The sequence below is a fragment of the Pacificitalea manganoxidans genome (assembly GCF_002504165.1).
Classification (GTDB): Bacteria; Pseudomonadota; Alphaproteobacteria; order Rhodobacterales; family Rhodobacteraceae; genus Pacificitalea; species Pacificitalea manganoxidans.
In genome coordinates, this window is the sequence record NZ_CP021404.1 from 99,195 (window position 1) to 121,595 (window position 22,401).

Annotated in this window: 19 protein-coding genes; 7 read left to right on the top strand and 12 right to left on the bottom strand. The window is 65.5% G+C overall.

Annotated elements, in window-relative coordinates; translation table 11 throughout:
- Positions 1-39: 39 nt before the first annotated feature.
- Entirely contained in the window at positions 40-801 is a 762-nt protein-coding gene (locus tag CBW24_RS00480; protein ID WP_088663107.1) for a class II aldolase and adducin N-terminal domain-containing protein, read from the bottom strand.
- A gap of 178 nt (positions 802-979) precedes the next feature.
- On the opposite strand from CBW24_RS00480, the gene CBW24_RS00485 reads away from it, so the two are divergent.
- Together CBW24_RS00485 and CBW24_RS00490 are read left to right on the top strand one after the other, a co-directional pair.
- Complete coding sequence (locus tag CBW24_RS00485) at positions 980-2,776, top strand: adenine deaminase (RefSeq protein ID WP_097372313.1); 1,797 nt, start codon at positions 980-982, stop codon at positions 2,774-2,776.
- Positions 2,776-4,260 carry an AMP nucleosidase gene (locus tag CBW24_RS00490; RefSeq protein WP_088663105.1) on the top strand — a complete coding sequence of 495 codons (1,485 nt, stop codon included), beginning with the start codon at positions 2,776-2,778 and terminating at the stop codon, positions 4,258-4,260. Before CBW24_RS00485 ends, CBW24_RS00490 begins: the two co-directional genes overlap by 1 nt.
- Here the strand turns inward: CBW24_RS00490 and CBW24_RS00495 are convergent.
- From CBW24_RS00495 to hslO, 3 genes are read right to left on the bottom strand one after another with little or no spacing between them, the layout of a single operon-like run.
- Positions 4,257-5,432 (bottom strand): CCA tRNA nucleotidyltransferase, encoded by a 1,176-nt coding sequence (locus tag CBW24_RS00495; protein ID WP_097372314.1) that lies wholly within the window; start codon positions 5,430-5,432, stop codon positions 4,257-4,259. The two genes, CBW24_RS00490 and CBW24_RS00495, sit on opposite strands and share 4 nt — an antisense overlap.
- Positions 5,429-6,034: a CoA pyrophosphatase gene (locus tag CBW24_RS00500; RefSeq protein ID WP_088663193.1), complete on the bottom strand. Its 606-nt coding sequence runs from the start codon at positions 6,032-6,034 to the stop codon at positions 5,429-5,431. Before CBW24_RS00500 ends, CBW24_RS00495 begins: the two co-directional genes overlap by 4 nt.
- Positions 6,018-7,046, bottom strand: a complete 1,029-nt coding sequence (gene hslO / locus CBW24_RS00505; protein WP_088663103.1) for an Hsp33 family molecular chaperone HslO — start codon at positions 7,044-7,046, stop codon at positions 6,018-6,020. The genes CBW24_RS00500 and hslO overlap by 17 nt, the downstream gene beginning before the upstream one ends.
- Positions 7,047-7,112: 66 nt before the next feature.
- Here hslO and CBW24_RS00510 point away from each other — a divergent pair, with 66 nt between their 5' ends.
- On the top strand, positions 7,113-7,553 hold the full coding sequence (locus tag CBW24_RS00510) for an NUDIX domain-containing protein (protein ID WP_088663102.1): 441 nt from the start codon (positions 7,113-7,115) through the stop codon (positions 7,551-7,553).
- Here the strand turns inward: CBW24_RS00510 and CBW24_RS00515 are convergent.
- The gene (locus tag CBW24_RS00515; protein ID WP_309765501.1) at positions 7,550-8,830 is read right to left on the bottom strand and encodes a PP2C family protein-serine/threonine phosphatase; all 1,281 of its coding nucleotides are present in this window, start codon (positions 8,828-8,830) and stop codon (positions 7,550-7,552) included. The genes CBW24_RS00510 and CBW24_RS00515 overlap by 4 nt on opposite strands.
- A 181-nt stretch (positions 8,831-9,011) precedes the next feature.
- Between CBW24_RS00515 and CBW24_RS00520 the strand changes: the two genes are divergently transcribed.
- Entirely contained in the window at positions 9,012-9,443 is a 432-nt protein-coding gene (locus CBW24_RS00520; protein WP_097372316.1) for an Hpt domain-containing protein, read from the top strand.
- 34 nt (positions 9,444-9,477) lie between these two features.
- On the opposite strand, the gene ilvA is transcribed toward CBW24_RS00520, so the two are convergent.
- Positions 9,478-10,719, bottom strand: coding sequence for a threonine ammonia-lyase IlvA (gene ilvA / locus CBW24_RS00525; RefSeq protein ID WP_097372317.1), 1,242 nt, complete (start codon positions 10,717-10,719; stop codon positions 9,478-9,480).
- Between the two features lie 111 nt (positions 10,720-10,830).
- Here ilvA and CBW24_RS00530 point away from each other — a divergent pair, with 111 nt between their 5' ends.
- Positions 10,831-12,054, top strand: a complete 1,224-nt coding sequence (locus tag CBW24_RS00530; RefSeq protein ID WP_088663098.1) for an argininosuccinate synthase — start codon at positions 10,831-10,833, stop codon at positions 12,052-12,054.
- 653 nt (positions 12,055-12,707) lie between these two features.
- Here CBW24_RS00530 and CBW24_RS00535 read toward each other — a convergent pair.
- From CBW24_RS00535 to CBW24_RS00545, 3 genes are all read right to left on the bottom strand, one after another.
- Positions 12,708-13,124: a DUF7282 domain-containing protein gene (locus CBW24_RS00535; protein ID WP_097372318.1), complete on the bottom strand. Its 417-nt coding sequence runs from the start codon at positions 13,122-13,124 to the stop codon at positions 12,708-12,710.
- A gap of 106 nt (positions 13,125-13,230) precedes the next feature.
- Entirely contained in the window at positions 13,231-14,112 is an 882-nt protein-coding gene (locus CBW24_RS00540) for a ribokinase (protein ID WP_097372319.1), read from the bottom strand.
- A 21-nt stretch (positions 14,113-14,133) separates the two neighbouring features.
- Positions 14,134-16,389: an NADP-dependent malic enzyme gene (locus CBW24_RS00545; RefSeq protein WP_088663095.1), complete on the bottom strand. Its 2,256-nt coding sequence runs from the start codon at positions 16,387-16,389 to the stop codon at positions 14,134-14,136.
- A 157-nt stretch (positions 16,390-16,546) separates the two neighbouring features.
- Here CBW24_RS00545 and mutS point away from each other — a divergent pair, with 157 nt between their 5' ends.
- Entirely contained in the window at positions 16,547-19,183 is a 2,637-nt protein-coding gene (gene mutS / locus CBW24_RS00550; RefSeq protein WP_097372320.1) for a DNA mismatch repair protein MutS, read from the top strand.
- Between the two features lie 21 nt (positions 19,184-19,204).
- On the opposite strand, the gene CBW24_RS00555 is transcribed toward mutS, so the two are convergent.
- The 3 genes from CBW24_RS00555 to CBW24_RS00565 all read right to left on the bottom strand — a co-directional run bounded on the left by CBW24_RS00555 (position 19,205) and on the right by CBW24_RS00565 (position 20,892).
- Positions 19,205-19,639 (bottom strand): hypothetical protein, encoded by a 435-nt coding sequence (locus CBW24_RS00555; protein ID WP_097372321.1) that lies wholly within the window; start codon positions 19,637-19,639, stop codon positions 19,205-19,207.
- On the bottom strand, positions 19,636-20,196 hold the full coding sequence (locus CBW24_RS00560; protein WP_088663092.1) for an ActR/PrrA/RegA family redox response regulator transcription factor: 561 nt from the start codon (positions 20,194-20,196) through the stop codon (positions 19,636-19,638). The genes CBW24_RS00555 and CBW24_RS00560 overlap by 4 nt, the downstream gene beginning before the upstream one ends.
- A gap of 87 nt (positions 20,197-20,283) precedes the next feature.
- A complete protein-coding gene (locus CBW24_RS00565; RefSeq protein WP_097372322.1) occupies positions 20,284-20,892 on the bottom strand; it encodes an SCO family protein in 609 nt (202 codons plus the stop codon).
- Between the two features lie 87 nt (positions 20,893-20,979).
- On the opposite strand from CBW24_RS00565, the gene regB reads away from it, so the two are divergent.
- Entirely contained in the window at positions 20,980-22,380 is a 1,401-nt protein-coding gene (gene regB / locus CBW24_RS00570) for a sensor histidine kinase RegB (RefSeq protein WP_097372323.1), read from the top strand.
- Positions 22,381-22,401: the final 21 nt, after the last annotated feature.

Consider the following 22,401-nt stretch of genomic DNA (forward strand, 5'->3'; position numbering starts at 1 on the left):
GTCGCGTGAATTGGTTAAGGGGGCCTTAACCGTGAGCCGTCAGCTTGCGTAGTCGGAGCCTTCGGCATCAAGGATCAGGCGCAGTTCCTTCAGGTGGCGGTCGGCCATTTCGGGGTAGTCGTCGAGCTCCTGCGCGGTCTTTTCCGCGATCTCATCGGACAGGTGTCGCAGCGGCTGGCCGGTTTGCAGCGCCCGGATATAGGTTTCCGCCGCGCGTTCGAAATAGAACAACCGGGTGAAGGTTTCGGCGACGGTGCGGCCCACGACCATGACGCCGTGATTGCCCATTACCAGCACCTGAACCTTTGGGTCGGCCAGCAGCGCGGCGCAGCGTGCGCCCTCCTCCTCGAACGCCAAGCCGCCATATTGGTCGTCAACGGCATGACGCCCGAAAAACATCGCGGTGTTTTGGTCGATCGCAGGCAGGCGGCTGTCGGCTAGGCTGGCGAGAACCGTCGCGTGGATCGAATGGACATGCATCGCGCATCGGGCATGCGGACAGGCGCGATGGATTGCGCCATGCAGGCCCCACGCGGTGGGATCGGGCGCGTTCGGCCCCTCCATCGCCGCCGGGTCGTTGGCGTCCAGTTCGATCAGGTCTGAGGCCCGGATGCGGGCGAAATGCATCTGATTGGGGTTCATCAGGAACCGGGTGCCATCGCCGTTGATCGCGAGCGAGAAATGATTGGCGACGGCCTCGTGCAGATCGAGCCGGGCGGTCCAGCGGAAGGCCGCAGCCAGATCGACGCGGGCGGGCCAGTTGGCGATATTGGGCAACGAGGAAAACAGCGGCGGGCTCATGGTGGCTCCGGATCAAGGGGGATGCGGGGTCAGAGTAGCGCGTGCCGCCCGCCTGCGCATCCGAAATGCACGCAAGCCTGCCGCCTGAACGGGCGGTTGCTGCTCCATCGGTCGCGACCCGGCGGAATGCGGTGCGGCGGGTCTTGTGGCCGGCTATCGGGTCGTGTCAGCTTGCACCATGGAGATCCTGAAGACATGGGCGCAATCCGCCCCCCGACTTGTCGCCGTGGCCGCGGGCCGCGCCCCTGCCGACACGGTCATCCGCGGCGGCATTTGGGTGAATGTTCAGACCCGCGAGACGCTTGAAAACCAAGACATCGCCATTGCCGATGGGCGGTTCGCCTATTGCGGGCCGGATGCGTCCCATTGCATCGGCCCGGACACGCAGGTGATCGAGGCGCAGGGGCGCTACATGATCCCCGGCCTGTGCGACGCGCATATGCATGTCGAAAGCGGGATGCTGACGCCTGCCGAATTTGCGCGCGCGGTGATCCCGCATGGCACCACATCGATGTTCACCGATCCGCATGAGATCGCCAATGTTCTTGGCTTACGCGGCGTGCGACTGATGCATGACGAGGCGCTGTTGCAGCCGGTGAACATGTGGACGCAGATGCCGTCCTGCGCACCGTCGGCGCCGGGATTGGAAACCACAGGCCATGAGATCACCCCCGACGATGTCGCGGAGGCGATGGATTGGCCCGGCATCATCGGTTTGGGGGAGATGATGAATTTCCCCGGCGTGGTGAATGGCGACGCCAAGATGCTGGCGGAAATCGCGGCCACACAGGCGGCGGGCAAGACGGTGGGCGGGCATTACGCGAGCCCCGACCTTGGCCCCGCGTTCCACGCCTATGCGGCGGGGGGCCCGGCGGATGACCATGAGGGCACGCAGGAGGCCGACGCCATCGCCCGCGTGCGCCAAGGCATGCGCGCCATGCTGCGGCTTGGCTCCGCGTGGTATGACGTGGAAAGCCAGATCACGGCGATCACCGAAAAGGGGCTCGACCCGCGCAATTTCATCCTGTGCACCGATGATTGCCATTCCGGCACGTTGATCCATGACGGGCATATGAACCGCGTTGTGCGGCACGCCATCGATTGCGGCTGCGATCCGCTGATCGCGTTGCAGATGGCAACGATCAACACCGCCACGCATTTCGGACTGGAGCGGGAGATCGGCTCCATCGCGCCGGGGCGGCGGGCGGATGTGATCCTGACCTCGGACCTGCGCGCGCTGCCGATCGAGATGGTGATCGCGCGCGGCGTGGTGGTGGCCGAGGGTGGCGAGATCCAGGTGGATTGCCCGCATTTGGACTGGCCCGACGACGCCCGCGCCACCGTGCATCTGGGCCGTGATCTGACCGCGCAGGATTTCGAAATCGCCGCGCCCGATGGGGCGGAGAGCGCGCGGGTGAAGGTCATCGGCGTGGTGGAGAACCAAGCGCCGACCCGCGCGCTGTCCGCCGACCTGCCGGTGCGGGAGGGGCTGATCGAGGGGGCGGGCGACACCTGCCAGATCGCGCTGGTCGAACGGCATCGTGGCACCGGCGGGGTGACCAATGCCTTTGTTTCGGGGTTCGGCTATACCGGGCGGATGGCGCTGGCCTCGACCGTGGCGCATGACAGCCACCACATGATTGTCGTTGGCACCGACCGGGCGATGATGGCCGCCGCCGCGAACCGGCTGGGCGAGGTGGGCGGCGGTGTGACGCTGTGGGCCGAGGGCGAGGAACGCGCCTTGGTCGAATTGCCCATCGCCGGGCTGATGTCCGACAGCCCCGCCGCCGAGGTCGCCGCCCGCGCGCAGGCGCTGGGACAGGCGATGGCCGCGTCCGGCTGCACGCTCAACAACGCCTATATGCAGCATTCGCTGCTCGCGCTCGTGGTGATCCCCGAGCTTCGTATTTCAGACCTCGGGCTGGTGGATGTCACCCGGTTCGAACTGACCGACCTGATCGAGACCAATTCCTGATGAATACCAGCGACCACATTACCCCGATCCTTTCGCCGGAAGTGCCCGCGCATGAGCAATTCACCGATCCTGCCGCCGCCGTGGCGCGGCTGATCGAGCTTTACGATCATGCGGTGAATTTCCTGTGCGAAGGCTTCACCGCCGCCGTGACCGGGCCACAACCGGCGCAGCGGTATCGCGCCTATTACCCGGAAATCCGGTTCACCACGACCAGCTTTGCCAAGGCCGACAGCCGTCTGGCCTTTGGCCATGTGGCGGTGCCGGGCACCTATTCCACCACCGTCACCCGGCCGCGCCTGTTCGAGAATTACCTGACCCAGCAGATCGGCCTGCTGATGAAGAACCACGGGCTGCCGGTGATGATCGGCGCGTCTTCGACGCCGATGCCGGTGCATTTTGCCGTGGCCAATGACAGCGGCGTCACCGTCCCGCAGGAAGGCACGCTGACCTATCAGCTGCGCGACGTGTTCGACGTGCCCGATCTGGCGATCACCAATGACGCGATCGTCAATGATTTTGGCTATCTGCATGATGACGGGTCGGGGCCGCTGGCGCCGTTTACCGCGCAGCGGATCGATTATTCTCTGGCACGGCTAAGCCACTATACCGCCACCGATCCAAGCCATTTCCAGAACCACGTGCTGTTCACCAACTACCAGTTCTATGTCGAGGAATTCGAGGTCTACGCGCGGCAGATGCTGGCCGATCCCGACAGCGGCTACACCGCGTTTGTCGGTCCCGGCAATGTCGAGATCACCGATGCCGACACGCCCATGCCCACACCGGCAAAGCTGCCGCAAATGCCGACCTACCACCTGAAGCACAAAGATTCCGGCGGCATCACGCTGGTCAATATCGGGGTGGGTCCGTCGAATGCGAAGACCGCGACCGACCACATCGCCGTGCTGCGCCCACATGCGTGGCTGATGGTCGGCCACTGCGCCGGGCTGCGCAATTCGCAAAGCCTTGGGGATTTTGTGCTGGCCCATGCCTATCTGCGCGAAGATCACGTTCTGGATGACGACCTGCCGGTCTGGACCCCGATCCCGGCGCTGGCGGAAATCCAGATCGCGTTGGAGGACGCGGTGGAGCAGATCACCAAGCTGGAAGGCTATGAGCTAAAGCGGATCATGCGCACCGGCACCGTCGCCACCATCGACAACCGCAACTGGGAGTTGCGCGACCAGTCCGGCCCGGTCAAACGGCTGAGCCAGTCGCGCGCCGTGGCACTGGATATGGAAAGCGCGACGATCGCGGCCAATGGCTTCCGCTTCCGCGTGCCGTATGGGACGTTGCTCTGTGTGTCCGACAAGCCGCTGCATGGGGAGCTGAAGCTGCCCGGCATGGCGTCGGAATTCTACAAAACGCAGGTGGCGCGGCATCTGTTGATCGGGGTGCGCGCGATGGAGCTTTTGCGGGGGATGCCGCTGGAACGGCTGCATTCGCGCAAGCTGCGCAGCTTCGAGGAAACCGCGTTCCTTTAATCTGCATCGCCCTCGGGCGGCAGCGCCAGCAGCGCCGCCCGGTCGGGGTGCAGATCCGCGCGTAGCCACGCGACGCGCAGGGTTTTCAGCCGCGCGCCCAGCGCGCGCCCGGTTTCAGGCAGGTCGGCGGCAGTGATGGGAAACTCCGCCGCCGCACCGCGCGCGACATCCGCCGCGAAGGGCGCGACGGGCTGTTCCAGCAGCGCCCCGCGCAGGGTCAACGCATGCCCCGCATCTTCCGCGCCCAGCAGATAGCCCAGCGCCGCCGGGCCATGGGTGCCGGTGGCCGCATCGCGCAGTGCGGTGAGCCGTTTGGCCTGCGCCCGCGACAGGCGCAGGCGTTGGGCGGCGTCGTCCCCGCTTAAACCCGCCAGCCGCGCGATAGGATCGGCGGGCAGGTGATGTTCAGCCTCCAGATGCACCAATGGTGCCAGCGCGCGCGGATCGGCACCGGGCAGGATCACCCGCAGCACCCCGGCCTGCGCCATCGCCGCCACGGCGGGGGCGGGATCGGGGGCTGACAACAATTTGCGCAATTCCGCGCCGATGCGTTCCGCCGATATACGCGCGAGCCCCTCCGCCCCGGCGGCACAGGCAGCGAGGCCCTCGGCATCCATCCCGCGCGCCGGATCGCCATACCACGCGGTAAACCGGAAGAAGCGCAGGATCCGCAGGTAGTCTTCTGCCACGCGGGCGGCAGGGTCGCCGACGAACCGCACCCGCCGGGCCAGCAGATCCGGCAACCCGCCCAGCGGGTCATGCACCTGCCCGCGCGCATCGGCATAAAGCGCGTTCATCGTGAAATCACGGCGCGCGGCGTCTTCGGCCACATCGTTCGAAAAGGCGACGGTGGCATGGCGGCCATCGGTTTCGACATCTCGACGGAACGTCGTGATTTCGACCGACTCGCCCGCTGCCAGAACGGTGACCGTGCCGTGGTCTATCCCGGTGGGGATCGCGCGCAGGCCCGCCGCCTGCGCCAGCGCGATCACCCGCTCCGGCGTGGCGTCGGTGGCCAGATCGAGATCCGACACCGGCGCGCCGATCAGCGCGTTGCGCACGCAGCCGCCCACGAACAGCGCGCTGTGGCCCGCCTCCTCCAGCATGGCGCATACCCGCTGCGCGGGGGCCGCGCGCAGCCAGCGCGCCGAAATCCGCCCCACGCCCGTCATGCGCCCATCCGATCAGCGAGAGCCCGCAGCATCCGCGCGGTCGCGCCCCAAACGTAATAGGGCCCCCACGGGACGGTGTAATAGGCCCGCCAATCCCCGCGCCAGCGACGCCGTTCAATGCGGTAGCTGTCAGGGTCGAGCAGATGGGCCAGCGGCACGGTAAACACCTCCGCCACCTCGCCCAGCTCGGGACGCGGGGCAAAGGCCCCAGCCACCAGCCCGATCACCGGCGTCACGGTAAACCCGGTGACGGTTTCATGCGGCGGCAAGGTCCCCAGCAGATCGACGCGGGCGCGCGGCAGACCGATTTCCTCTTCGGCCTCGCGCAGCGCGGCGTCGGTCACGTCACGGTCCACCTGAGGCTCCAGCTTCCCACCGGGGAAAGCCACCTGACCGGGATGATGTTTCAAACGGGGGGAGCGTTTGGTCAGCCAAACATGGGGCTGCGGTGCATCGGAGATCGCGATCAGCACGCCCGCATGGCGCAGCTTGCGTCCCTCCGACAGGACCGTGTCAGGGTTCAGATCATAGTCCGAACTGGGCCGGCCGGGCGCATCGATCGCCCGGCACAGCCTGTCTTTCAGATCAGGATTGACCGTCATCGGAGGCATCACCATCCGCGCCGTCATCCACCGGCTTCTCGGCCTCGAACCCCAGCGTCTTGGGGTCAAATTCGTAATGCGCACCGCAGAACTGGCAATCCGCCGTCACGATGCCTTCGTCCGTGGTCATCGTGCGGATGTCCTTGGCCGAATAGATCGACAGCGACTGCCGCACCCGATCCGCCGAACAGGTGCAGCCGAATTTCACCGGCTGTGCATCGTAGACGCGCGGGGCTTCTTCGTGGAACAGACGCACCAGCAGATCCGTCGGCTGCACATAGGGGCCGATCAGTTCGAGATCATCGACAGTGTCGAGCAGGATATTGGCGCGCGCCCAGTTTTCGCCCTCGTCGCCTTCCAGCATATCCTCCGGCTGCAACAGACCTTCGTCACCCGTGGCTTCGGCCTGCGCCATCAGAGGGCTGGCCTTGGGCATGGTCTGAAGCATCACGCCGCCCGCGCGCCAGCGCTCCGGCTCACCGGGGCTTTGGCTGCGGCCATGGCTGATGGCGAACCGCGTCGGCAACTGTTCGGACTGCGCGAAATAGGTTTCCGCACAGGCCGCGAGAGACCCGCCTGCGATGGGGGTGATGCCCTGATAGGGCTGCATGCCTTTGCCCTGATCAATGAGGATCGCGAAATACCCGCGCCCGATCAAATCGAACGGCGCGCCGGACAGGTCCGCTTCCTTGTCATAGCTGGCATAGGCGCGCACGCGGGCGGGCTCGCCTTCGTCGGTGGGGCCGTAGTAATCCGTCGCGATCAAGCGGGCCGGCCCGTCGCCGCGCACCTGCAACGACAGCTTCCAGCGCAGCTTGATCGTCTGGCCGATCAGCGCGGTCAGCACCGCCATTTCGGAGACAAGCTCCTCGATCGCGGGGGGATAATCATGTTGCGCCAGCACCTGATCGAGCACACCGTCAAGCCGTGCGACACGACCCCGGATGTCCGAGCGGTCAAGCTGAAAGGGCAGGACGGTGTCGTCCCAAGCGATTTTCGATCCGATAGTCATGGGGTTTCCTTGCGTGCCGAGGCTTGGCATATCGCAGGGATATATGAAGGGCAAAGGGGGATTTCCATGCTACGGCGCTACGGCGATCCGGTTCGACCGGGTCAACGCTACACCTTCCGTCCCGGCATCTATGCCCTGATCCATCGCGGTGACGAGGTGTTGCTGACCTTTCAGGCGCAGCCGCGCGCGGAATTCCAGTTCCCCGGCGGCGGCATCGACCCCGGCGAACATGTCCGCCCCGCCCTGCACCGCGAAGTGCTGGAAGAAACCGGCTGGCGCATCGCCCCCGAACGCAGATTGGGCGCGTTCCGGCGCTTTACCTACATGCCCGATTACGGGATCTGGGCCGAAAAGATCTGTCACATCTGGCTGGCGCGCGCGATCCGTCCGCTGCACCCGCCGACGGAGCCCGATCACACAGCGGTCTGGCTTCCGGCGCGGGAGGCGCTTTCGCTGCTCGATAACGCGGGAGAAGCGGCATTTCTGGCGGCGTGGCTGTCGCGCTAAGCCTTCGGTCCCCCGTCATATTCCAGCAGAACGGCGGAGATATCATCCGGAAACTCCGCCCCGCCCGCATGGCGCGTCAGATCAGCGGTCAGCGCCTCCAAGAAGCGTGGCCCCCGTTCCGCATGGTTGCGGCGCATCAGCCCCATAAGCCCGGATTCGTCCAGCAGCCTGTCGTGATGGTCCGGGCATTCCGTCACCCCGTCGGAGGTCAGCAGCAAACGGTCGCCGGGGGCCAGCGTGGCTTCGAACCCGTCATACTGCGCATCCGCCAGCAGCCCGACGGGCAAACCACCCTTGCCGATCCGGTCCAGCCTGCCGTCCTGCCGCTGTATTAGGGGATGCGGATGCCCGGCCTGCACCCCCCGCAGCCGCCCGGTGGCCAGATCGGCCTCGACATAGAGCAGCGTGCAGTAATGTTCGGTTTCAACCTCCCGCAGCAGGAGGGCGTTCAGGCGGGCTGCGACCTCCGCCGGGGGGAAGCCTTCGGGCGCCGGCGTGTCGGTCCGCAGGGCGATATTGCCCTCCACCGCGCTGCCGGAGAAATGCGCAGCGATCCGGGCCGTCATTAGCGCCGAGGTCACGCCATGCCCCGACACATCAATCGCAAATAGCCCGATGAGATCGTCACGGATCGGGAAGAACCCCACCAGATCGCCGCCGATATGCCCCGCCGGACGCAGCAGTAGCGACACCTGCCCTCGTGCGAAGCGGCGAAACGGCTCCTTCAGCAGGCTTTGCTGAAGTTTGCGCGCCTCCTGCAAATCCCGTTCCAGCGCGTCATAAAGAAGGCTGATCCGATCGAGCGTATTGCCGATCAGTTCATTCTTGACGATCAGTTCGCGTTCCATCCGCAGGATGCGTTCACCCGCGTTCAGCCGCGCGCGCAGTTCCGGCAGGTTCACCGGCTTGGTCAGAAAATCATCGGCCCCGGCATCGAGCCCCTGCGCCACCTCCCCCGCGCCGCGCTTGGAGGTCAGAAGGATGAAATACCCGTAGCTGTCCCGCGACATCTGTCTGAACCGGCGGCAGAATTCCGGGCCGCTCATGCCCGGCATGATCCAGTCCGATATGACCAGGTCCGGCGGATCACGGCCACACACGGCCAGCGCCTCGGCCGCGGAACGGGCCTGCTGCACGCGGTAGCCCCAGCGTTCGAGGGCCGTCGACAGAATGCGCAATTGCAGCAGGCTGTCATCGACCACCAGAACGCGCGGCGCGGCACGGTCCGCCGGGGCGGCGCGGGGAGGATCGGTGAGGGTCGGCTGGGTCAAGGGCACCTCGGCGGACGAAACGCTACCGGGGTGGTGTGGCACGAAGGAGTTTAAAACCGGGTGAACGCGGCCCCTTAAAATTTCGCGCCTCCCCATGCAATCCAAGGTTGCTGTCAATCTGCTGTTAATACCGCGCGATATAGTTTGGTTCGCAACCTAAAGCGCCACTATGGGACAGGAGACGGGCATGAAGGACTTGATCGGCGGCAGCACCCTGGGCGCAACGGGTATCGAGGCGATGGACGGCATGACCCCCGCCAATCTGCCCTGCGCGGAGACCGCACCGGATGACAGCATCAGCCGCGACAGGCTGCGACAGCTGGCCAATGAAATAGGGCCTCGCGACTTTGCCGAAACGGCCGATCTGTTTTTGATGGAGGTCGAGGTCGCGCTTGACGCGCTGAGCACGGTCACGGCCCCCAATCTCTTGATCGATGAGCTGCATTTCCTGAAAGGTTGCGCGCTGAACCTTGGCATGACCGGCATGGCGGCGACCTGCCGCGAAACCATCGCCGCCGTGCGCATGGGTGATCGGCTGGACCTGCCGCGGATCAAAGCCTGCTACCGGGCCAGCAGATCCCGGTTTCTGGCAGAAACCTGCGAAGACTTCGCTGCCTGAGGGACTGCCCCCGGCGGCGGCGTGACCTGCGCGGTCAGATCACGAAGCTCGCCATCGTTTCATCGCCGCTGATATCGGTATAGGTGAACCCGGCGGCATCCAGCGCGGCGAACAACCGGGTAAAGTTCTCGGCGCGCGTCGTTTCGATCCCCAACAGGACCGAGCCGAAATTGCGGGCGGATTTCTTGAGATACTCAAACCGCGCAATGTCGTCTTCGGGGCCCAGCAGATTAAGGAAATCTTTCAGCGCGCCAGGCCGCTGCGGCATACGCAGGATGAGGTATTTCTTGGTGCCCGCATGACGCAGCGCGCGTTCCTTGACCTCTGGCAGCCGCTCGAAATCGAAATTGCCGCCGGAGGTGATGCAGACCACCCGCTTACCGGCGATCTGATCGCGCAGATCGGCCAGCGCATCGATCGCCATCGCACCTGCGGGCTCCAGCACGATGCCTTCGATATTCAGCATCTCGATGATCGTGGTGCAGATGCGGTTTTCGGCGGCGGCAAGCACATGGGCCGGGTCGATGCCGCGCAGCGTCTCGAACGGCAAGGCGCCAATGCGCGCCACCGCCGCCCCGTCGACGAAGCTGTCCACCCGCGGCAGGGTCACCGGCTCCCCGGCGCGGACCGCTGCGGCAAGGCTCGCGCCGCCTGCCGGTTCGACATAGCGCAGCGCGCAGTTCGGGGCCTCGGCGCGCAGCATCTGGGTGATCCCCGCCGACAGACCGCCCCCGCCCACGGGCAGCACGATCATCTCGGGCGCGCCGATTTCATCGAGGATCTCCACCCCGACAGAGGCCTGCCCCTCGATGACGTCGGCATCGTCGAAGGGCGCCAGAAACCGTCCGCCCTTCTCGGCGCAATAGGCCTGCGCAGAGGCGAGCGTGTCATCGAAATAGTCGCCGGTCATGACGATCTCGATCATCTCGCCGCCGAATGTCCGGGTCTTGTGGATTTTTTGCTGCGGGGTCGTGACGGGCATGAAGATCACACCGCGCACGCCGAAATGACGGCAGGCAAAGGCCACCCCCTGCGCATGATTTCCGGCACTGGCACAGACAAACACCGGCGGCTCCCCGCCATCCAGCGCCTTGCGCATCGCATTGACCGCGCCGCGCAGCTTATACGAGCGGACGGGCGTCAGGTCTTCGCGTTTCAGCCAGATATCGGCGCCGAATTTCTCGGACAGGAAATCGTTGCGTCCCAGCGGCGTGGCCGGAAACAGATCGCGCAGGGCCAGCGTGGCCTCGCGGGCGGCTTGGGAAAAATCGCTCATGACCGCCTCCTAGCAATGCGGACGGGGGCTTACCACGGGAAAGCGTCTTGTTCGGCACCCGAAAGCCTTATAGACCCCGCGATCGAGACCTGAAACCGACGGAGCGCCCTCATGTCCCAGCCTAAAAAGGTGGTTCTCGCCTATTCCGGCGGCCTCGACACCTCGATCATCCTGAAGTGGTTGCAGACCGAATACGACTGCGAAGTGGTGACCTTCACCGCCGATCTGGGTCAGGGCGAGGAGCTGGAGCCCGCGCGCAAGAAGGCCGAGATGCTCGGCATCAAGTCCGAGAACATCTTTATCGACGATCTGCGCGAAGAATTCGTGCGGGATTTCGTGTTCCCGATGTTCCGCGCCAACGCGGTTTACGAAGGGCTTTACCTGCTGGGCACCTCAATCGCGCGTCCGCTGATTTCCAAGCGGCTGATCGAGATCGCCGAACAGACCGGCGCCGATGCCGTGGCCCATGGCGCCACCGGCAAAGGCAACGATCAGGTTCGGTTCGAACTGTCGGCCTATGCGCTCAACCCCGAAATCAAGGTGATCGCGCCGTGGCGGGAATGGGATCTGTCGAGCCGCACCAAGCTGCTGGAATTCGCCGAAGCGCATCAGATTCCGATCGCCAAGGACAAGCGCGGCGAAGCGCCGTTCTCCGTCGATGCGAACCTGCTGCACACCTCCTCCGAGGGGAAGGTGCTGGAAAATCCCGCCGACGAGGCGCCCGATTACGTCTACCAGCGCACGGTGCATCCCGAGGATGCCCCGAACGAGCCGGAATTTGTCGAGATCCGTTTCGAGAAGGGCGACGCCGTCGCCATCAACGGCACGGATATGTCCCCCGCCGAGATCCTGACCAAGCTCAACGAGCTGGGCGGCAAGCACGGCTGCGGGCGGCTTGACCTTGTCGAAGGGCGTTTCGTGGGCATGAAATCCCGCGGCGTCTATGAAACCCCCGGCGGCACGCTGCTGCTGGAGGCGCATCGCGGCATCGAATCGATCACGCTCGACCGGGGCGCGGCACATCTGAAGGATGAGCTGATGCCGAAATACGCCGAGCTGATTTATAACGGCTTCTGGTTCAGCCCGGAGCGCGAGATGCTTCAGGCGCTGATCGACAAGAGCCAAGAGCATGTCAGCGGCACCGTGCGGCTGAAGCTTTACAAAGGGCTGGCCCGCACCGTGGCCCGTTGGTCGGAAAACTCGCTGTATTCCGAGGCACATGTGACCTTCGAAGAGGATGCAGGCGCCTACGATCAGAAGGACGCGGCAGGCTTCATCAAGCTGAACGCCCTGCGCCTGCGCCTGCTCGCCGCCCGGAACCGCCGCAACGGGTGAGGCTGACGCGCGCGGGGGCGGACCTTTGCGCATTCAGCCATCTGACAAGGCCTAAGGCCGTGAACGCCAGCCCGTCCCCACGGGCTGGCGTTTTGCCATCCGTCGCTGACGTTGCGGACTGTTGCGCCGGAGGCTCCCGTCGGCATTCGGACTGATACCCCCCCCCATTCACCCGCATCCCCCGGACGGAGCGCAACGCTCTCGCGCCTGTCCAGCCTCGCACAGCGCAACCGCCCGCGAACAAGGCCGAAGGCCGCGCGGGCGAGCGCCTGCCCGTTCCCCGTTCTTTCGTTACTGCACCATCCCAAGGGCAGGCTGGCGGTGCGGCTAGGACGGCAACGTCCCGCAGCCGCGGAACTTAGCGCGCCCGGTCCGGCGGGCCGGCGCTTGGCCATCTTGCGCGGATCTTGGAGCGGGGAGGTTTTTGGCTGGCATAAAGCACACCCGCTCAACCGTTACGGCGCCATCCCACGGGCAGGCTGTCCGGCAACCGCAAAGCGGCGAGGCTCTTGGCTGACACGAGGCACAGCCGCTCAACCTCCGGTGCCCCCCTTGGAGGGCTTGCGTCATCTCCCCACCCTGCCCCCACGAAAAAAGCGGCCCCTAGGGGGCCGCTTCAGGAGGCCGGTGTGCCGGCTTTCGCTATGGTCGGATCACTCGACGGTGATCGTTTTCATGACCAGATTGCCATCGGGCTTGATCGGGCCGTCTTCGGTGGCGCCGAGCGTGTATTCAAAGATGCCGGTGGAATTGCCGCCTGCTTCGGAATGCACCATCAGCATCAGCATGTCGCCAGCGGCGACCTCTTCGGTCAGGATCGCGGCGACATCGGTGTTTTCACCCATGCGCAGCGGAGCGTGACCCACGACGGGGCCCGGTTTGCCTTCGGAGTCGGTGCGGTGCACGACCAGCCAGCCGTTTTCGCCAGCGGTGACCATCTCGGCGGACACGACACCGTTTTCAACGGTCTGGTTGGAGGCTTCGACCATCGGGGTCATGCTGTGCGCGGCGGCAAAGGCCGAACCTGCGGTAATGGCGGTGAGGGCGGCGGCGGTGAGAATGCGTTTCATCGGTTGTCGTTCCCTATTAGTGGATGGCCGAATGATCGGCCCATGCGCTAATCACGGAATGCCCCGCGACAAAGTTTCACCTGCCGCCAAATTATATTTTTGCGGGTTACGCAGGCCGGTTGAGGAAAGTCTCCACCTCCGCCCGGTCCGGCATCACATCCGCCGTGCCCCGGCGTGTCACCTGTAGTGCACCGGCGGCCAGCGCGGCGCGCAGGGCCAGATCCTCGGACAGCCCGGCATCGAGCGCGGCGGCAAGCGTGCCGATGAAACAGTCGCCCGCCCCGGTCGTATCGACGACAGGCACGGTATAGGCCGCAGCGGTCATCGGGTCGCGACCGCGCATCAGCCATTCCGCCCCATCCCCGCCACGGGTGACGACGACACTATCTACATCGACCCGCTCGATCGGCAGGCCGGTGGCCTCCGCCAGTTGCGCGGCTTCGACCTGATTGAGCACCAGCATCGAGACATAGGGCAACACGGCCTCAACCGCGGCGGCGTCGAAGGGCGCGGCGGAATAGACGACCCGCATGCCTTTCTCATGACCGATCCGCGCGGCGTCGACCTGACAGTCGGTTTCGTTTTGCAGCAGCAGCGTGTCCGCGGCGGTCGCGTCGGCCAGCGCGGTGGCGATGGCTTCGGCGCTTTGCATCATGTTGGTGCCACCGTCGAGAACGATGGAGTTTTCACCCGACGCATCGACATTGATGATCGCGTGTCCGGTATGCGCGGCTTCGACCACGCGGATGCCGGTGACGTTGATGCCCAAGCCGCGCATCCGGTCGACGATCGCGCCGCCATCGCTGCCCACCGCGCCCAGATGCCGGACCTCGGCGCCAAAGCGGGCGGCTGCGGCGGATTGGTTTGCCCCTTTGCCGCCCAGCCCGACGCTGTGCGACAGCGAGGCCAGCGTTTCACCAGGCTGCGGCAGATGCGGCAGCGCATAGACGCGGTCGATATTGATCGAGCCGAGGTTGTAGATCGTCACAGCGGGTCCTTCCGCGGCAGATCAGCCGATATTGCAGGCCGAAATCGCCGCCATGTTGAGAATGTCATTCACGGTCGAGCCGGTAGAGATGATCTGCACCGGCTTATCCACGCCGGTCAGGATCGGCCCGATGACGGTGGCGCCGCCCAGTTCCTGCAACAGCTTGGTCGAGATCGACGCCGAATGCCGCGCAGGCACCACCAGCACATTGGCCGGGCCGGTCAGACGACAGAAGGGATAGTGCTTCATCTGATCAGGGTTCAGCGCGACGTCGACGGTCATTTCGCCGTCATATTCGAAATCGACATGACGTTTGTCGAGCGCGTCAGAGGCAAGATGCATCTTGGTCGCGCGTTCCGACACCGGATAGCCAAAGGTCGAGAAGCTGGCAAAGGCCACACGCGGCACCAACCCCAGCCCGCGCGCCACCGACGCTGCGCGTTCGGCGATATCGGCAAGGTCTTCTTCGTCGGGCCATTCATGCACCAGCGTATCGGCGATCAGGACAATACGACCCCGGATTAGCACGGCGGTCACCCCCACCGCGCCGTCATGGGGCTGCGCGTCAAAGACGTGGTTGATCTGTTCCAGCACATGCGCGGATTTGCGGGTGGCCCCGGTGACCAGACCGTCGCCATGCCCATGCGCCAGCATCAGCGCGGAAAACACATGCCGGTCGCGCGCGGCAAGGCGGTGAATGTCCTTCTGATCGTAGCCCTTCCGCTGCAACCGCTTGTAAAGGAAATCCTTGTAGGTCTCGAGATGGCGGGTGTTGGCGGCGTTGACGACCTCCAGTTCCCGGATCGCATCGGACAGGCCATTGGCGGTGAGCAGTTCGCGCACATCCGCCTCGCGCCCGACGACCAGCGCCTTGCCCAGCCCGGCCCGCTGGTAGGCGATTGCCGCGCGCAGCACGCGGATGTCGTCGCCTTCGGCAAAGATCATGCGCGCCTGAGCGGCCTTTGCGCGGGCGTTGATGGCGCGCAGCACCGTGGCGGTGGGGTCCATCCGCGCGCGCAGGGATTGCTCATACCCTGCCAGATCGACAATCGGGCGGCGGGCGGCGCCGGTATCCATGCCCGCCTGCGCGACCTTGGGCGGCACGCGGTAGATCAGCCGCGGATCGAACGGCGCGGGGATGATGTAATCACGCCCGAAGGTCAGCTTACGGCCATAGGCCAGCGCGACCTCGTCCGGCACATCCTCGCGCGCCAGTTCGGCCAGCGCTTCGGCGCAGGCGATCTTCATTTCGTCGTTGATCGCGCGGGCATGGATGTCGAGCGCCCCGCGGAACAGATAGGGAAAGCCCAGAACGTTGTTGACCTGATTGGGATAGTCCGAGCGGCCAGTGGCAACGATGGCATCGGCACGGACCTCATGCGCCTCCTCCGGGGTGATTTCCGGATCGGGATTGGCCATGGCGAAGATCACCGGATCCTCGGCCATGCTGGCGACCATATCCTGCGTCACCGCGCCTTTCACCGACACGCCGAGGAACACGTCCGCCCCTTTCATCGCGTCTTCCAGTGTGCGGGCCTCCGTGACGACGGCATGGGCCGATTTCCACTGGTTCATGCCCTCTTGGCGGCCTTGGTAGATCACGCCCTTGGTGTCGCACATGATGCAGTTTTCGTTGCGCGCGCCCATGGTCTTGATGAGTTCGAGGCAGGCGATCCCGGCGGCGCCGGCGCCGTTCAGGACGATCTTGCAATCTTCCAGCTTCTTGCCGGACAGGTGCAGCGCGTTGATGAGGCCCGCGGCGCAGATTACGGCGGTGCCGTGCTGGTCGTCATGGAACACCGGAATGTCCATGATCTCCTTCAGGCGCTGTTCGATGATGAAGCATTCGGGCGCCTTGATATCCTCAAGGTTGATCCCGCCAAAGGTCGGCCCCATCAGCCGCACGGCATTGATGAATTCGTCCGGGTCTTCGGTGTCCAGTTCGATATCGATGGAGTTCACATCGGCAAAGCGCTTGAACAGCACCGATTTGCCTTCCATCACCGGTTTTGACGCCAGCGCGCCCAGATTGCCCAGCCCAAGGATCGCGGTGCCGTTTGAAATCACCGCCACCGTGTTGCCCTTGGTGGTGTAGTCATAGGCGGTTTCGGGGTTTTCGGCGATCGCCTCCACGGGCACTGCCACACCGGGGCTGTAGGCCAGCGACAGGTCGCGCTGGGTGGTCATCGGCTTGGTCGCCTGAATCTCCCATTTCCCCGGCGGGTCCATGTGATAGGTCAGCGCCTCTTCGCGGGTGATGTTGCGCTTGCTTGCCATTGCCGATCCTCCTGAAAGCCCGATGCTCATACCGAGCCAGCGCCGCTGCGGCAACAGTCGGGAAATCGGCTTTCACCATGAGGATGCGGGCTTTAGGATCGCGCAAAGGCAGATCGAGGGGCTTCCAGTGAGCGTGCAGACCAGCGGCGTAACGCCGATGATGGCCCAGTATATGGAGATCAAGGCCGCGCATCCCGGCGCGCTGCTGTTCTACCGTATGGGCGATTTCTACGAGATGTTCTTTGACGACGCGGTGGCGGCGGCGGCGGCGCTCGACATTGCGTTGACCAAACGGGGCAAGCATCAGGGCGATGAAATCCCCATGTGCGGGGTGCCGGTCCATGCCGCCGAAGGCTATCTGCTGACGCTGATCCGCAAAGGCTTCCGCGTTGCCGTCTGCGAGCAGCTCGAAGACCCCGCCGAGGCCAAAAAGCGCGGCTCCAAATCCGTGGTAAAACGGGATGTGGTGCGGCTGGTCACCCCCGGCACCCTGACCGAAGACAGCCTGCTGGAAGCGCGGCGGCATAATTACCTCGCCGCCTATGCAAGCCTGCGGGACGCCGGCGCGCTGGCTTGGGTCGATATTTCGACCGGGGAATTGCGCGTGACGCCCTGCCCGCTGGTGCGGCTGGGGCCGGAACTGGCCCGGCTTGCCCCGCGCGAAATCCTGCTGTCGGACATGGCCGAGGGGGAACTGGAGGAAATCTGCACCGATAGTGGCGCGGCGATCACCCCGCTGGCGCGGTCGAGCTTTGACAGCACCGGCGCGGCGGAGCGGCTGAAATCCGCGTTCGGGGTCGGGGCGCTGGACGGGTTCGGCAGCTTCGAGCGGGCCGAACTTTCGGCGATGGGCGCGCTGGTCAGCTATCTGGACCTGACGCAGAAGGGCAAGATCCCGCTGCTGCGCGCGCCGGTGCGCGAAAGCGGCGCGCAGGTGGTGCAGATCGATGCCGCCACCCGCCGCAATCTGGAACTGACCTCCAGCCTGTCGGGCGGGCGCGACGGATCTTTGCTGGCCGCCATCGACCGCACCGTGACGGCAGGCGGCGGGCGGCTGCTGGAACGGCGCATTTCCGCGCCATCGCGGGATCTGGCGGTGATCGGCGACAGGCTGGCAGCGGTGCGTGCGCTGACCCATCACACCGGGCTGGCCGAACGGCTGCGCGATGCGCTGCGCCGGGTGCCGGACATGGACCGGGCGCTGTCGCGACTGGCGCTGGAGCGCGGCGGGCCGCGCGATCTGGCGGCGATCCGGGGCGGGCTGACACAGGCCTTGGCCCTGGACGACGTGCTGAGCAGCCATGAGTTGCCCGCTTTGCTGGCCGATCTGCGCCGCGATCTGATCGGCCATGATGCGCTGACCGATCTGCTGGACGCGGCGCTGGTGGCCGAGCCGCCGCTGCTGACCCGCGATGGCGGGTTTATCGCGCCAGGTCATGATACCGATCTGGACGAGGCCCGCACCCTGCGCGACGAGGGCCGGGGCGTCATCGCCGCGATGCAGGCCGAATATGCCGAAGACACCGGCATCACCGCGCTGAAGGTCAAGCATAACAACGTGCTGGGCTATTTCATCGAATGCACCGCAACCCACGCGCAGAAGATGCTGTCACCGCCGCTGTCGGACCGCTTCATTCACCGGCAGACAACGGCCAATGCCGTGCGCTTTACCACCGTCGCCCTGTCGGAGATGGAAACCAAAATCCTAAACGCGGGCGGCCGTGCGCTGGAGATCGAAAAGCGGCTATTCGAGACGCTGCGCGCGGCCGTGCTGGAGGCCGCTGACCGGATCGGCGCAGCCGCGCGGGCGCTGGCCGAACTGGACCTGACCGCTGCCTTTGCCGATCTGGCGCGGGGCGAAAACTGGACCGAGCCGCGCGTCGATGACAGCCGGGTGTTCGAAATCGAAGGTGGGCGTCACCCTGTCGTCGAACGCGCCCTGCGGCGCGAGGGCGGCGCGCCCTTCATCGCGAATGACTGCCGCCTGTCAGACGGCGGCGACGGCGCGCATATCCGCCTGCTGACCGGCCCCAACATGGGCGGTAAATCCACTTGGCTGCGGCAGAACGCGCTGATCGCCTTGCTGGCGCAGGCAGGCAGTTTTGTGCCCGCGCGCAGCGCCCATATCGGCGCGGTGTCGAGCCTGTTCAGCCGGGTCGGGGCCTCGGACGATCTGGCGCGGGGGCGCTCGACCTTCATGGTGGAGATGGTGGAGACCGCCGCGATCCTCAATCAAGCCGATGACCGCGCGCTGGTGATCCTTGACGAAATCGGACGTGGCACCGCCACCTATGACGGGCTGTCCATCGCGTGGGCCGTGCTGGAATACCTGCACGAGCACAACCGCTGCCGGGCGCTGTTCGCCACGCATTACCACGAGATGACGGCGATGGCCGCGCGGCTGTCGGGTGTCGGCAATGCCACGGTCGCCGTGCGCGAATGGGAGGGGGAGGTGATCTTTCTCCATGAGGTGCGCGACGGCGCGGCGGATCGCTCCTACGGGGTGCAGGTGGCGCGGTTGGCCGGGCTGCCCGGTCCGGTGATCGACCGCGCGCGGGTGGTGCTGGATGCGCTGGAAAAAGGCGAGCGCGAAGGCGGGCGTGCGCAGAAGGCCGTGATCGACGACCTGCCGCTTTTCGCCGCCGCACCGCCCCCTGCCCCTGTCGCGGCGCCCGATCCGGCGGCACAGGCCCTCAACACACGGCTGGAGGAGGTCATGCCGGATGAGCTGACGCCGCGTGCGGCGCTGGACCTGATTTATGAATTGAAAGCACTGGTCCGCCGCAAGGACTGACCCACGCGCAAAGTGTGCGCCTCAGACCGGGCAAAGCGTCCCGGCGCTGAGCGTCGCGATTTGTCCCTGCGCATCCCGCGCGGCGCGGACCCCTGCGGGCACGGGGCCAGTTGCCCCCACCGCGACCCCATCGGTCAGCGCGACATCGCCGCTGGTTTCCGACCAGCCAAGGAAATCGTCGGTCTGGAAATGCAGCGCCAGTCCGCCCCAGCCGATGATGTGGCAGGCGTTGCTCCCCGCGCGCCTGTCGGGTGCCGCGCCCAGCAGCCCGGTCACGGCGGTGACAACGCCCGCTTCGGTGCGGGAAAAGGAGATCACCTGACCGCTGCCCGCCACGGCCAGCCCATCCGCCGCCAGCCGCAACCGTGTCGGCCCGTCCAGCGCGGCGGGGCGAGGGCCCGTTTCAGGCGCGGCGGCGCAGCCCGCCAGCAGCAGGGCAACCGCCAGCCACTTCATTTCGGGGAGCGCTTTGCCAAGATCCGCTGCAAGGTGCGGCGATGCATGTTCAGCCGCCGCGCGGTTTCCGACACGTTGCGGTCGCACAGCTCATAGACCCGCTGGATATGTTCCCACCGCACCCGGTCCGCCGACATCGGATTGTCGGGCGGGGGCGGCAATTCATCGCTGCGGGCGAGCAACGCATTGGTCACGTCATTGGCGTCGGCAGGTTTGGAGAGGTAATCGATAGCGCCGATCTTGACCGCAGCGACGGCGGTCGCGATGGCGCCATATCCGGTCAGCACGACGATCCGACTTTCGGGACGTTTTTCGCGCAGGGTTTCCACCACGTCGAGCCCGTTGCCATCCTCCAGCCGCAGGTCGACGACCGCATAGGCGGGCGGACGCGCGGTGGCGATCGCCTTGCCAGCAGCGACGGAGCCGGCCATTTCCGGCTCGAACCCGCGTTTTTCCATCGCACGGGTCAGACGCCGCAGGAACGGCTCATCATCGTCGACCAACAGCAGCGAGCGGTCTTCGCCGATATCCTTGGGATCGAAATCAGGCACGGCCATCTTCCCCTGTGTCTGCGTCCCGGCCAACAGCGGCCCGGATCGGGTGAGGGTATCTGTCCCCCCATACGCGGTCAATCGAACGGCGGATCACGCGCCCAACCGGCACGCGGCGCGCGACGCGACCGCCTCGGCCGGTTCTTCGCGGCGGAAATAGTCCAGAACCTTACCGCCTTCGGTCACCAGATAGGTGAAGGTCGAATGCCCGACGAGGTAATACTCGTCTTCCGGTTCCGCAGGCACGGACGCATAGGCCCGGAACGCCTGCACCGTGTCGCGGATCTGCTCGGGCGTGCCGGTCAGGCCGATCATGTCCTCGCTCACATTGGCGGCGAATTCACCAACCACGTCGGGCGTGTCGCGGGCCGGATCGACAGAGACAAAGATCGGCGTGACCTCCACCCCGTCATCGGCCAGCATCTCGGCCGCGGTGGCGTTGCGCACGGTATCGACCGGGCAGACATCCGGGCAGAAAGTATAGCCGAAATACAAAAGCGCCGGCCCATCCAGCAGATCGGCCTCGGTCACCGTATTGCCCTGCGCATCGGTCAGCGAAAACGCCCCACCCATCGCGTCGAACCCGCCAGCCACAGCGCCGCCGCCGCAATCCACCTCGCGCGGCCAGAATGCGTAGACGCCGGTTCCCACCAGCACCACGCCCAGCGCAATGGCCGACGTAATGGCGAAAGTCTTGGTCATGTCGCTCTCCTGCAATCTGTCGCGCGATTGCTGCCCTGCCGCGCGCAGGGTATCAAGGGGACCATCCGTCACAGAGGATGCCGCGCGATGGCCGAACAGATCCAGTCCGTATTCGACCAGTTCGCGCGCAGCAACCTGATCCGCCTGCGCACCCTGATCGTGCTGCGCTGGATCGCCATTGCCGGGCAGATCGGCGCGATTTTCGTGGCGATCCGGTTCTACGACCTGCAACTGGAACTGGGGCTGTGTTACCTTGCCATCGGCGCGGCGGTGATCTCCAATCTCGTGTCGGTGTTCATCTACCCCGAAAACAAACGCCTGTCAGATACCGAAGCGGCGCTGGCGCTGTTGTTCGATGTTGGCCAGCTTTCGGTTCTGGTGTTCCTGACCGGCGGGCTGAACAACCCCTTTGCGCTGCTGATCCTTGCGCCCGTGACCATCGCCGCCTCCACCCTGCGGCTGCGCTCGATGATCCTGCTGTCCGGGGCGGCGATCGGCTTTGTCACTGTGGTTCTGTTCGTCTTTGTGCCGCTGCGCACCGACGATGGGCTGATGCTGGCAATGCCGGATGTGTTTCGCTTTGGCTTTTGGGTCGCGATCGTGATCGGCATCGCGTTTCTTGCGGGCTATGCGCGGCGGGTGTCGAAAGAACGTCAAAGCATGTCCGAGGCGTTGCTGGCCACGCAGATGGCGCTGGCGCGGGAGCAGAAGCTGACCGATCTGGGCGGGGTTGTCGCCGCCGCCGCGCATGAGCTGGGCACACCGCTGGCGACGATCAAGCTGGTCAGTTCCGAACTGATCGAAGAACTGGACGGCAACGAGACCCTGCGCGACGATGCCGTGCTGATCCGCGAACAGGCCGACCGCTGCCGCGATATCCTGCATTCGATGGGGCGCGCCGGGAAAGATGACCTGCATATGCGCCGCGCGCCGCTCGACAGTGTGCTGCGCGAAGCCGCCGAGCCGCATGGCACCCGGGGCAAGACGGTGATCTTTGACGTAGCCCCCGCACCCGCCGCACCGGCCCGCCAGCCTAATATTTTCCGCAGGCCCGAGATCATCCACGGCCTGCGCAACATGATCCAGAACGCTGTCGATTTCGCCGATGCGACAGTCTGGGTCGAGGCCCGCTGGACGGCCTCCACGATCACCATTCGCATCGCCGATGATGGCGCGGGCTATCCGCCCGATGTGATCGGCCGCATCGGCGACCCTTTCGTGCGCAACCGGCGGCGCGCTGACGCGGAGCGCGACAAACGCCCTGAATACGAGGGCATGGGGCTCGGGCTGTTCATCGCCAAGACGCTGCTGGAGCGGTCCGGGGCGACACTGACATTCGCCAATGGAAGCAATCCGTTCCTTAGCCCAGATGAGCGCCCTGACCGGCGTGGCGCGATTGTCGAGGCCGTTTGGCCCCGCAGCGCGCTGGCCGGATCCGAAGACCCCGCCGACCGGGCCTTGGGCGCGAATGAACCGATTGACGCGTAACGCGCGTAACGCCCGATTAAC

Coding starts and splice junctions, on each gene's coding strand:
- CBW24_RS00480 (WP_088663107.1), bottom strand. CDS start 801: ATGAGCCCGCCGCTGTTTTCCTCGTTGCCCAATATCGCCAACTGGCCC.
- CBW24_RS00485 (WP_097372313.1), top strand. CDS start 980: ATGGAGATCCTGAAGACATGGGCGCAATCCGCCCCCCGACTTGTCGCC.
- CBW24_RS00490 (WP_088663105.1), top strand. CDS start 2,776: ATGAATACCAGCGACCACATTACCCCGATCCTTTCGCCGGAAGTGCCC.
- CBW24_RS00495 (WP_097372314.1), bottom strand. CDS start 5,432: ATGACGGGCGTGGGGCGGATTTCGGCGCGCTGGCTGCGCGCGGCCCCC.
- CBW24_RS00500 (WP_088663193.1), bottom strand. CDS start 6,034: ATGACGGTCAATCCTGATCTGAAAGACAGGCTGTGCCGGGCGATCGAT.
- hslO (WP_088663103.1), bottom strand. CDS start 7,046: ATGACTATCGGATCGAAAATCGCTTGGGACGACACCGTCCTGCCCTTT.
- CBW24_RS00510 (WP_088663102.1), top strand. CDS start 7,113: ATGCTACGGCGCTACGGCGATCCGGTTCGACCGGGTCAACGCTACACC.
- CBW24_RS00520 (WP_097372316.1), top strand. CDS start 9,012: ATGAAGGACTTGATCGGCGGCAGCACCCTGGGCGCAACGGGTATCGAG.
- ilvA (WP_097372317.1), bottom strand. CDS start 10,719: ATGAGCGATTTTTCCCAAGCCGCCCGCGAGGCCACGCTGGCCCTGCGC.
- CBW24_RS00530 (WP_088663098.1), top strand. CDS start 10,831: ATGTCCCAGCCTAAAAAGGTGGTTCTCGCCTATTCCGGCGGCCTCGAC.
- CBW24_RS00535 (WP_097372318.1), bottom strand. CDS start 13,124: ATGAAACGCATTCTCACCGCCGCCGCCCTCACCGCCATTACCGCAGGT.
- CBW24_RS00545 (WP_088663095.1), bottom strand. CDS start 16,389: ATGGCAAGCAAGCGCAACATCACCCGCGAAGAGGCGCTGACCTATCAC.
- mutS (WP_097372320.1), top strand. CDS start 16,547: ATGATGGCCCAGTATATGGAGATCAAGGCCGCGCATCCCGGCGCGCTG.
- CBW24_RS00555 (WP_097372321.1), bottom strand. CDS start 19,639: ATGAAGTGGCTGGCGGTTGCCCTGCTGCTGGCGGGCTGCGCCGCCGCG.
- CBW24_RS00560 (WP_088663092.1), bottom strand. CDS start 20,196: ATGGCCGTGCCTGATTTCGATCCCAAGGATATCGGCGAAGACCGCTCG.
- CBW24_RS00565 (WP_097372322.1), bottom strand. CDS start 20,892: ATGACCAAGACTTTCGCCATTACGTCGGCCATTGCGCTGGGCGTGGTG.
- regB (WP_097372323.1), top strand. CDS start 20,980: ATGGCCGAACAGATCCAGTCCGTATTCGACCAGTTCGCGCGCAGCAAC.